At 33.5% G+C, this 9809-nt stretch carries 9 protein-coding genes and 1 pseudogene; all 10 read right to left on the bottom strand.

Annotated features, from left to right (window positions below; genetic code table 11):
- Nucleotides 1-219: 219 nt before the first annotated feature.
- A pseudogene (tnpA, locus tag RH88_RS24125) lies at nucleotides 220-390 on the bottom strand (IS66 family insertion sequence element accessory protein TnpA); the annotation flags it as partial.
- Nucleotides 391-485: 95 nt separating this feature from the next.
- Entirely contained in the window at nucleotides 486-1571 is a 1086-nt protein-coding gene (locus RH88_RS12280; protein ID WP_005596387.1) for a methyl-accepting chemotaxis protein, read from the bottom strand.
- Nucleotides 1572-1838: 267 nt separating this feature from the next.
- Entirely contained in the window at nucleotides 1839-3767 is a 1929-nt protein-coding gene (locus RH88_RS12275; protein WP_005596386.1) for an ATP-binding cassette domain-containing protein, read from the bottom strand.
- Nucleotides 3760-4221, bottom strand: coding sequence for a hypothetical protein (locus RH88_RS12270; protein WP_005596384.1), 462 nt, complete (start codon nucleotides 4219-4221; stop codon nucleotides 3760-3762). Before RH88_RS12270 ends, RH88_RS12275 begins: the two co-directional genes overlap by 8 nt.
- A 3-nt stretch (nucleotides 4222-4224) precedes the next feature.
- On the bottom strand, nucleotides 4225-5436 hold the full coding sequence (locus RH88_RS12265) for a putative HlyD family type I secretion protein (RefSeq protein ID WP_160162587.1): 1212 nt from the start codon (nucleotides 5434-5436) through the stop codon (nucleotides 4225-4227).
- Entirely contained in the window at nucleotides 5429-6664 is a 1236-nt protein-coding gene (locus RH88_RS12260) for a TolC family protein (protein WP_005596380.1), read from the bottom strand. The genes RH88_RS12265 and RH88_RS12260 overlap by 8 nt, the downstream gene beginning before the upstream one ends.
- On the bottom strand, nucleotides 6661-7686 hold the full coding sequence (locus RH88_RS22745) for a hypothetical protein (RefSeq protein ID WP_050798510.1): 1026 nt from the start codon (nucleotides 7684-7686) through the stop codon (nucleotides 6661-6663). Before RH88_RS22745 ends, RH88_RS12260 begins: the two co-directional genes overlap by 4 nt.
- A 46-nt stretch (nucleotides 7687-7732) precedes the next feature.
- On the bottom strand, nucleotides 7733-8254 hold the full coding sequence (locus RH88_RS12250; RefSeq protein ID WP_005596376.1) for a hypothetical protein: 522 nt from the start codon (nucleotides 8252-8254) through the stop codon (nucleotides 7733-7735).
- 492 nt (nucleotides 8255-8746) lie between these two features.
- A complete protein-coding gene (locus RH88_RS22985) occupies nucleotides 8747-9400 on the bottom strand; it encodes a transposase (protein ID WP_081467377.1) in 654 nt (217 codons plus the stop codon).
- The gene (locus tag RH88_RS24120; protein ID WP_160162586.1) at nucleotides 9351-9626 is read right to left on the bottom strand and encodes an IS110 family transposase; all 276 of its coding nucleotides are present in this window, start codon (nucleotides 9624-9626) and stop codon (nucleotides 9351-9353) included. Before RH88_RS24120 ends, RH88_RS22985 begins: the two co-directional genes overlap by 50 nt.
- Between the last annotated feature and the right edge of the window lie 183 nt (nucleotides 9627-9809).

Genomic DNA, 9809 nt, shown 5'->3' with positions numbered 1-9809 from the left:
ACCATTCAACGGTCGGACAACATTGAGTAAAATTGGTCCATCCAGAATTCGGTCAAAAATATTTTTGGCTGCAGTTAGCGCTAGTAAGCATAACCCAGATATCAAGGCCCAAAAACATCGACTTTTGTCTGCTGGAAAACAAAAATGCAAGCACTAGGTGTCGCTATGAGAAAGCTAATCCAAATCTGTTTTGGGGTTATAAAAAAACCAAGCAAAATATCAGCCAGGATTAGCCATAATTAAGTTTGTTGCCGCTTCTAAAAGATGGTATCTACAGTTTATAGTTTTCAACCAGTAATGAAAAATGGCGTAATTGATGTCGTGCTCTTTGCAGAACTGCGGAACAGAAAGTTCGCTTTCTTGCTGATTAGAGACAATGGTCGTCCAATGTTGGTGTTTTTCAGATTAAGTCATAGTTCCTCCGTTAGGTTGGAAAAACTATGGCAAATGTAGCGTTGAATTAGAACGTGTGGTTAATTTCGCGCTTACTTTTCTATTATTTCTCTAATCAATTGGTCAAGTTGAAATATAACATCAACACTCACATCCTCCATAGCTTTGACGGCAGTTATTACTCCTTCATGGTTACCAGCTAGTGCGTGGCTTAAAGCTTTACGTCCATTATCATGTACGGCTTTGTGAGGCGCTTCGAGCAGTCTATAACCTCTCATGTGGCTATAAAGCTTACCATTACCACGATAGTACCACCGACCTAAACGACACTCAGAGTGAGTGTTAATTACTTCATTAAAAGAACCACTTTGCAATAAACGATAAGTGTTATTTTTCCAAATAGCATGATCTAATTTCACCGAATCTAAAAAAGCACGAGTTGATGAAATATGAATAACTTTCTTCATGCTTTCTGACTTTACAACAACCTCTTTCACAATAGTATGAATTTGTTCCGAAGATACTGAAACTTCTTTTACACAAGCTTTGTTTTGATCGAACGATGCTTTAATCTCATGTACTTGCTTTAAAGTCTTTTTCACTAGTGTATCAATCATCTCGCTGGCAATACCGGCTTTTCCTGATAGGGCCCTTACTTCTTCAGCAACAACCGCAAAACCACGGCCAGCTTCGCCTGCACGAGCAGCTTCAATAGCGGCATTTAATGCCAACAAGTTAGTTTGAACAGAAATATCTTGAATACTGGATGCAAGGTTAGAAATAGAACTGGCTATATGATCTAGTATAGATACATATTCAATACTCTTATTAACTTGATTTATTATATTCTCTACTCGGTTATTAAGTGTAGAAAAAGCTTGATGGGTCTGTTTAAACATATCATCGATAATTTCTAGCTCCAAGATCTCTTTATCCATAGATTTGGCACACTCGGCCATTTCCTTTTGAATCGCTTTTAGCATATCACCACCTCTTAAACAATTAGCGATAATCTCATTGCTAATGTTTCGTTCTATTTGTAGCGATTGGCAAGATTGTTGTGACTCTAGTAGCTGATTTGTCAGTACTTCTAAGTCAACTGCATGCTGCTTTTTAAGAAGAGCTAACTCTTGCTTAAGCGCATCATTCTCGAATTTAATTTTTTTAAACCAAAACATATAATTACAGTTTTTACTAAAAATTATTAATTACTCTAGATAACACCTATACTACAAATAGACAATTAAGAATTACCTAAAAATATAGAATTAAAGTTCTTGTCAAAAATTTAATCATTAAAGTGACATATGTTTTTATATATAACATTAATGATTTGTCATATTTTTAACTCGTGAACATAATTATGACATTTAACGTAAGCATAAAACCTCAAAGTCAATCATATCATGAAAATTTCATCATAAAAAACAAGTAGCCATTATTAACTAAATATTAACCACGAGACGTTTTATCCCACTTTTGTTTTCTAAATCTATACACCTGTCAAAACGAGATAAAATATGTTCACAATGAGTAGATACTATTATTATCGAATTACGATATCTATCTTTCAAGTCATCGATAAATTCGATTGAATCTTTTTTTGAAAGAAAAGACGTAGGTTCATCTAGTAAGATAAGATCTGCACCTTTATGCAGTTTCATATTGATTACTAATCGTTGCCTTTCTCCGGAAGATAGAGGGAGTAAATCTGCATCTAAAATATCGAGGTTTTCGCTATTTAACTCTAAATTTGGACAGCATTTTTCACATATATATCTAATCAATGCTATATCATAGATACCAGAAAGAGCAAAATTTTCCCTTAACGAACATTTCATTAAAGAGTCACTTGAGAGAGACAAAACAACTCTATTACCCATGGAATAATCACTAATATCATCAACACTATAATCATTAAACTTCACGTTTCCAGAATAGTCTCTATCTACACCAGCGATTACTTTTAGCAGTGTGGTTTTCCCACTACCGGATGGTCCAATAAGGGCATACATGTTCCCTCTTTTAAAATCTAAGTTTACCGAAGTCCCTATCGACCGCATTAATTCGCTCTTTTTTAACTGTTCAACCTTAATTTCGTCTATAGATGAGATCTCGACTCCTCCCTCTTCTTTGAAATTCTTGTAAATTTGTTCAGAGGCCTGACTAAAATGATAAGATTGTAATTTAACTTGATAAGAACGATTGATTAACGAAATTACTATAGATGAAAGACGGCCATTAACCAACATAAGTGCAATAAGATGATGTATAGGGAAACCTAAAAATCGCACAGCTAACAATGAAGATATAAACAAAAATACAATTGATAAAAAACCATTTACTTTCGTAAGCTCTCCCCATTTGAAGGATTCTTCGTCAATTTTCTTCCTAAAGTATTCATCTTTAATACAACGAACTTTCAATAGATTAACAAAAGAATGCACATTGAAGTATGGTAGTTGAACTGAATTCTTATCCAGTGAATGAAAGAATAAACCTTTCTCTACAGAAATATTGTTTTTCTCCAACATTAACTTGTAGTGACTAAATCTTAAGTGAACCCCTACAGCAAAGAAAACCAAATAGTACATAAAAAGTATTATTGAAAAATAGGATAATGATATAGCAATAAATAAAGAAAACGAAAAAATAAATATAATATCTACGAATATTTGCGGGTAGTTTTCCCAAATTGATAAACATGCTGTTTCAATTGTTCTGATCTTTGATGATATGTTACTTACTTTCGAGCTTGAGTAAAAAACAGAAAAAACATCACCTAGAAGAGATACATTAAAGGATATTTTTTTAAAAACTATACTTTTTATATGTGACCTTATACCATATTCAATAGCTAGAATCATAATAAACAACAATGAAACAATAAATAATGTCGAGTAGCCCTCTGTATGAATTATCTTAGAGTTGAAAATATTAGAATACAACGGAGTTAGCAAAGCAAAAATCACCAAAAATGAGTAGCTTAATGCTAACTTTGGGATCATACTATATATTCCACTTTTGAAATCACCAGCTTGTTTTGGTTTTAAAGACTTTTTAATATAATAAGCTGACTGAATGGTCTTTCTATCAATATCACCTTTATCCTCCCTAGAGGAAACCACAATATTATTTCTCACGACTGATAAATAATAATGCCCTGAAGAATCTAGGTGAATAACACACTCGGGAAGAATTTTATTTTTAGATATATCAATCGCAACTAAGCTATAGCTAAATAACTCATTTTTAAAAAAATCCGAGAATTGAGTTATGATATCCTCACTATTCGAGTTGATCATTTCTTTTTTTGGCTTATAACCTTGACTTTGACAGTAATTATAAATTAGCCTTGGAAAATCATTATTCATAATGGACTGCACATCTATTTAATCTTTCAGGTTCAAAATCAAGTTCGTTCACTTTTACATCTATCTCCCTAAATTCAGAAGTAAGTAATATCGTATTATATGAAATATATCTCTCTGAAATTACTCTACTAAAGTTATTTCCGTACGAGCAAGACACTGAAATTTTTGATAGTTCATCACTACTGCGAATAATGTCTATGACATTGTCTGTTATAACACTTGGGCTTAATGGTAAATATAACGATGTAGAATCTCCATTTTTTACCATATCAACTTTCAACACTTCTTCATTCTTCATATTAGATGAACCTTGACCTTCCTTTGCTTTAATTTCTTCATCTAAACCTGACTCGTAACCTTGCATAGCCATCATCATTGTATTTGCTGCAAGTATCGACATTACTAGTATAACTACAGCTACTGAAGCAGACAAAGCAGAAACAAATCCAATCATATTTTACCAAACTCCGACCGTGATTGATTTATCGAATGTTGAAAGGAGGTAATTAAAAATAGATATATTTCCTTTCAATATATATACACTTGCTTTCAAACCAATTAATGAAGAATCAAGAAGTTCTGCATTTTCAGACTCAACCTCGACTTTAAAGTATCTTGAGTTGTCATTTTCATTTTCTTTACTTCTCTCTGAATCGACGCCAATCTTAGCTACTTGACCTATGATTGGTTCTCGGTATAAAGGTGACTCTATCAATATTCTTGCCTTTGATTCAATATTTACATACGGCCTATATCTTGCTGGCAATTCCACTAAAATATTTGATTTTGAGCTTGTTCTTTTTATTTTTAATACTACTTTAGAAGCGTCCAAAAAAGATCCAACAGCAAAATTCTGCTGAACGTCAAAAACCACACCATCTACGGGAGAAACAATTGTATTGGCTATTTGTTTTCTTTCATTTAATTCTAATTCAATACTAAGATTGCTTACTTCAGTTTTTATTTCGACAATTTTTTCTTCCAAAGTTCTCAGTGTGTCAGATAATTCTTTTATATACTCGTTGGACTTTCGACTTAGCTCTCTTTTTGTATTAACTTCTTCGGACTCTAAACGTGCAAAATTAGTATCCAAATCTACGATTTGGGTTCTCAAATCTAAAACATTTATTTCAGGTGAAAGTGACGACTGCAATAACTTAAGTTTTTTTGCCAAAATTGATTTCTTTTCTGAAATAAAAACTTTTTCTTTCGAAATTATATCAATTAGACTTATAGCGCTGCGAGATTCTTCCTGTATATCCAAATACCAATACTGATATTTTTTATAGTTTGTATCTAGCGCATCGACGCTATCGAATGGAAACTCTAAGAACCCTTTAACGGCATTATTTTGCAATTCAGAAAGGTAGAAAACATCCCTTGAATTTGTATCTAATGCAACATTTAAACTATTAATAGTATCATTTATTGAATCTTTTTTATAGAACACATCTAAATTATCATAAGAAAATAGAACTTCATCCTTTTTGATTACATCTCCGGACTTTACATTTATTATGTTAATGAATCCTGAGTCTGGGGTTATTACGTCAACATCACTAGACTCTCCAACTATAGTACCATTAGTTGGGATTACTACTTCAATCTTCTGAAATAAAATCAAGCCAACAGAAAAAACAAGTGCACAAAGAAATCCAATTTTATTCATGAACATCGAAAGATAACTGATTAACCATTGTCATAAGATTCACTTTATTGTTGTAGTATTCGATACTTACCTCTGCCAATCTTTTCCTTGTTGTAAGAAAATCAAATTGTGTATTTATCATTTCATATAGTGTAACAGTCCCGATATTATACTCTTTTTCATGTAGCTTAACTATCGAGCTGATGCTTTTAACTTGTTCTGTTAGATTGTCTATTTCCAATCTGAAGTTTTCATCCAGTGAGAGCGTAACATTTACGTTTTGTATTATGTCTACACGGGCTTTATTTCTCATGCTTTCTTTGGCTTTTTGCAGAAACGCTAAAGCTTTATTTTCATGGTATCTATCCATGTCGAACATATTGATAGATATATTCAAAGATGCAAAAAATTCATTGTCAACAACCGTCTCACCGAAAAACGGTTTATCTAGTGTATTCTTAATGCCGGTTTCGATATTGACGAGATATAAAGAATCATTTGCTTTAACTGCTGCCTTAGCTAGCTCCGCCTCATAGATTGAAAGCTTATACTCAAGCCCGTCTTCATACTCCCCGTTAAAATTGTATGAAGAAATATAATCATTTACCTGATCATCTAGTTTGATTCCCTCTACTGGGTATTCTAATCCCGAAGATAACTCTATATTAGATACAGAAAGAGATATTTGCTTTCTAATGTTTGATATTTCACTATCTATTTTATTAATAAGTAGATTGGCTTGTTTTAAGTTGCTTTGACTCGATATTCCCAGCTCTATTTCTTTTGTTATTCTTTTCTCAAAGTTGTCACTATATGCCTTTAAATCGTTAGCTACATCCATCAGTTTAGAGTATTCACGAATCGTGTATACATTATTAAGAATGTTTCTGGCGATAGCATTTTTTTCGATTTTTAATTTAATATCAGAAATCACTACATTTGAATTTGCAACATCTATAGTTCCTTTTGTTACAGAATTGGCAATGGTGCTAGAAACCGTTATCTTTGATTCGTTCAAGTCATTTTCATCACCATCTAATATCTTGTATTCGTATTTTGAATTACTAACGATTTTTGGTATGTAATAGTTTTTGCTAGATTGATAGCGTTCCTCTTTTGCTAGCTTATCGTACTCCGCTGCCATTATGATATCTGAAGCTTCATAAGCATCCGAAATATAATCAGAAAAAAGAACAGCATTTGAAAAGCTAGAGAAAAACAAAGGCATAATTAGGACAATATATTTCATTTTCTAAACCCAAACATAGCCTTCAGTACTCTAGCAACATTTTTCAAATAAGCACTGATCGATAATACCTCTTCAGTCGTTTTTTCCATATTTGACTCTATCAATCTAGTTATGTTAGTAACCTCACTAAATTTTCCGTTAATCTCCTTTTGCATTAAAGACATGTTTTCCATTACTGATACGTACGAATTATCACAATTTTCGGAGATTTTAATCATATCGTGATGCATTTGATCTTTAAGAATTCTGTTTTTTTCTAACTGTTCCATATGAAATAAATCTAGTTTTCGACCCTGCGATGTAATTTGTGATAGGGTTCCTTCAACTCCTCGTAGCATCAACTCAATCCGTTTGTCATTCATATCTGAACGTTTCTCTTGTTTTTCAATGGAATTCTTAATTAGTTCAGAAATAATTATAATAGTGTCAGTAATAGATTTACTATTATTTAATATGTCGCTTTCAAATTTTAGTCTTTCATTGAGGTACGCGCTTAACTTATCCTCAATCAGTCTCAATTCGTTATTACCTAACTTATCAAAAACAACTTTATTTTCAGGTTCCAAGGTTCGAATTGTGTTATCTCTCTTATCTTTTTGATTATAACCCTGAGACCAAAAGTTATAACCAAGTAATATAATAACAGAAATAGCCACGCCCATAATCGATGTTAAAAAAGCATAAGACATAGCATTTAGTGCACTTGATATCGATTCAACCATCGCTCCCATTTTTTCTGTAACATCACCTTCCCCAGACATCGATGAAGCGATCGATAATACCATTGCTGTTAGACCTTGAAATGTTCCTATAAGGCCTAGTGAAACACAAAATGAGGCAGACACTTTGCTTTGACTAGCAAGAAAATTTAAGTTACTTTTGGTCAGTTTACGTGTTACTAAATGAAAAATTGCAATGCCTAACGGATAAACAAGTAAAGTGAACATCGCAACTGTCAACTCAAAAGCTAACTCTAAGCTTTGAGTGACCATTATATTTACTGATTCGACATTAATTGCCATGTACGCCATAATAACGTAAAAAAAATAGCCTAAATAATACAATTCTCTAATTCCAATATAAGCAAGATTCAAGAAGACCGCATCTAGCAGCCTCCCCTTGTCTAATTTTAATATCCGGCAGTTCACTTATGATAGCTTTATTTAAAATTATCATATTAAAAACTGTCTTTTCTTTGTCGTTGTTCAGTTCTTCAGATATGTATAAATACACCTCGTCATCTTTCGCGCTTCTTAGTCCTTCTCTAAGCTTAAATAGATCGATGTGAGACATTTTAAGCCCACCATATATCATCACTCTTTTTTCTTCCAAATCGAGTGTTGAATGTCTAAAATTGTAACTTGTCGAACCTAAGGCTGCACGAATGGCTGAGTCCGTTGCACTAATCATAAAAACGGTAACCACTAAAACTAATAAACATAACGCCCCAGACAAGCCATCGACCATCGGCGCGAGCCCATCATCATCATCATCATCATCATCATCATCATCATCATCATCATCAAATTCTAAGTGGCTATTTAGTTTGCAATCATGGTCGAAGCAAAAATAATTGTCTTTACTACTCATCTTAGTAACCTAATAAAAATTAAATAGTTAATTTCAATTAAACATCACCAATATGTAAAAATATTAGTATAAATATATATTTCTAAGGGTTAAATTGAATACCTGTCAGATTTATTAGTAAGTGTCTTTAGTGAAAACCCCATTAAATGAAAAATTTTTATGAATTATATATTCAAAACCAATTTTTTTATATACGATAACCCTTTCATTTTAAGGTTATTTTAAAGCATTGCTAAATTGTTATGCGATACTACAATGCTGCGAATATAAAATAAAAACAAATACTTCTATCGATACGATTGAAATATTTTTACGATGTCACGTAATGTTTCTCATATTTAGATGTAGATACCATCTCTCATCCTTGTATGCAAACCTAGTTTAAGGTCACTTGGGGCTGGTATTTTGCTTGTGTTTTCAGCACACCAAAGCAAATTTGAATCAACTTTCTCATCGCCGCACCAAGTGCCTGCATTTTGGTTTTACCTGCTGCTAGCAAACGCCTTTTCTGTTCTCTAATGTCAGGGTGTTATGGGTGCTTGCGCTAATTGCTGCTAAAAACAACTTAGCCCGAACCCTAGACGGTCCGTTCTTGCTCATTGTCGTTCTACCCTTTAGCTTTCCAGATTCATTTAGTTGAGGGATGAGACCAATAAATGCTGCTGCTTGCTTGGCGGTGGAGAATTTCTTAGAGCTGAACAAGTAAACAAGTTCACGTGACATGACTTTACCAATACCTACAACACTTTGTAGAAGTTTGTGATTCCTCTCCATATCAGCATCTGAATTAATAGCTAACTCGATCTCTTGTTCGATTGAAGCAATTTCTTCATCGATTACGCTGACGATCCGCATAATTGAGCTTTTTACTCGCTCATTTGCATCACTGATTTCGCTAGCTTCTAAGCGATTAGACTCTCTCAATCGATCTTTTTCCAGAGCTGAAAGCCGTCGAACCAATGACCTGATGTTTCGAGTATTAATATTGTCAGGTGTCCATATTTGAGCACGTTCACGATGAGCGTCACCATACAAGGCAAGCATATAAGAGTCTGATTTGTCCGTCTTATGTACGAGCCCTAGTGATTGGGAAAATTTATGTGCTTTGCCTGGGTTCGATATGAAAATGCGAAAACCAAACAGCATGTAGGTACAATGCTATCGATTCATGGTAAACGCCTGTTGACTCCATCGTGATCAAAGTATCTTCTGGTTTGCACTTTGAAACCACTATCAACCAACGACTTATTTCCGAATGAGTTCCTTTTGTGTTCTTAAATTTACGATGCTTTCGCCCGCTCTTGGTTTGGTCGTGTAGCAAACAGATATCTAAATAGTCTTTACCAACGTCAATCCCAACATTTACACTCATATCAACGACTCCACTTGTACATTCAGCATCATTAGTCATACGACTACGCGCTTGGATACCATCCAGTATTTGAGTAAGTAAAATCAGGGGATAATCTACAGATCAATGTCGAGCATTATGTGGTCAAGCATCCTTACTGATTTTAGAGCTTGGGGATAGCTAATCACCCATAGCTTCAACATT

It is taken from the genome of Vibrio scophthalmi LMG 19158, assembly GCF_000222585.1.
Classification (GTDB): domain Bacteria; phylum Pseudomonadota; class Gammaproteobacteria; order Enterobacterales; family Vibrionaceae; genus Vibrio; species Vibrio scophthalmi.
The sequence above is the reverse complement of the archived record's forward strand: the minus strand, read 5'-3'. Positions and strand labels throughout refer to the sequence as shown.

Bases quoted from the DNA above. Each gene is read 5' to 3' on its own strand.
- RH88_RS12265 (WP_160162587.1), bottom strand. From the start codon at position 5,436: ATGAATAAAATTGGATTTCTTTGTGCACTTGTTTTTTCTGTTGGCTTG.
- RH88_RS24120 (WP_160162586.1), bottom strand. From the start codon at position 9,626: ATGAGTGTAAATGTTGGGATTGACGTTGGTAAAGACTATTTAGATATC.
- RH88_RS22985 (WP_081467377.1), bottom strand. From the start codon at position 9,400: ATGCTGTTTGGTTTTCGCATTTTCATATCGAACCCAGGCAAAGCACAT.
- RH88_RS12250 (WP_005596376.1), bottom strand. From the start codon at position 8,254: ATGAGTAGTAAAGACAATTATTTTTGCTTCGACCATGATTGCAAACTA.
- RH88_RS12280 (WP_005596387.1), bottom strand. From the start codon at position 1,571: ATGTTTTGGTTTAAAAAAATTAAATTCGAGAATGATGCGCTTAAGCAA.
- RH88_RS12270 (WP_005596384.1), bottom strand. From the start codon at position 4,221: ATGATTGGATTTGTTTCTGCTTTGTCTGCTTCAGTAGCTGTAGTTATA.
- RH88_RS12260 (WP_005596380.1), bottom strand. From the start codon at position 6,664: ATGAAATATATTGTCCTAATTATGCCTTTGTTTTTCTCTAGCTTTTCA.
- RH88_RS12275 (WP_005596386.1), bottom strand. From the start codon at position 3,767: ATGAATAATGATTTTCCAAGGCTAATTTATAATTACTGTCAAAGTCAA.
- RH88_RS22745 (WP_050798510.1), bottom strand. From the start codon at position 7,686: ATGGCAATTAATGTCGAATCAGTAAATATAATGGTCACTCAAAGCTTA.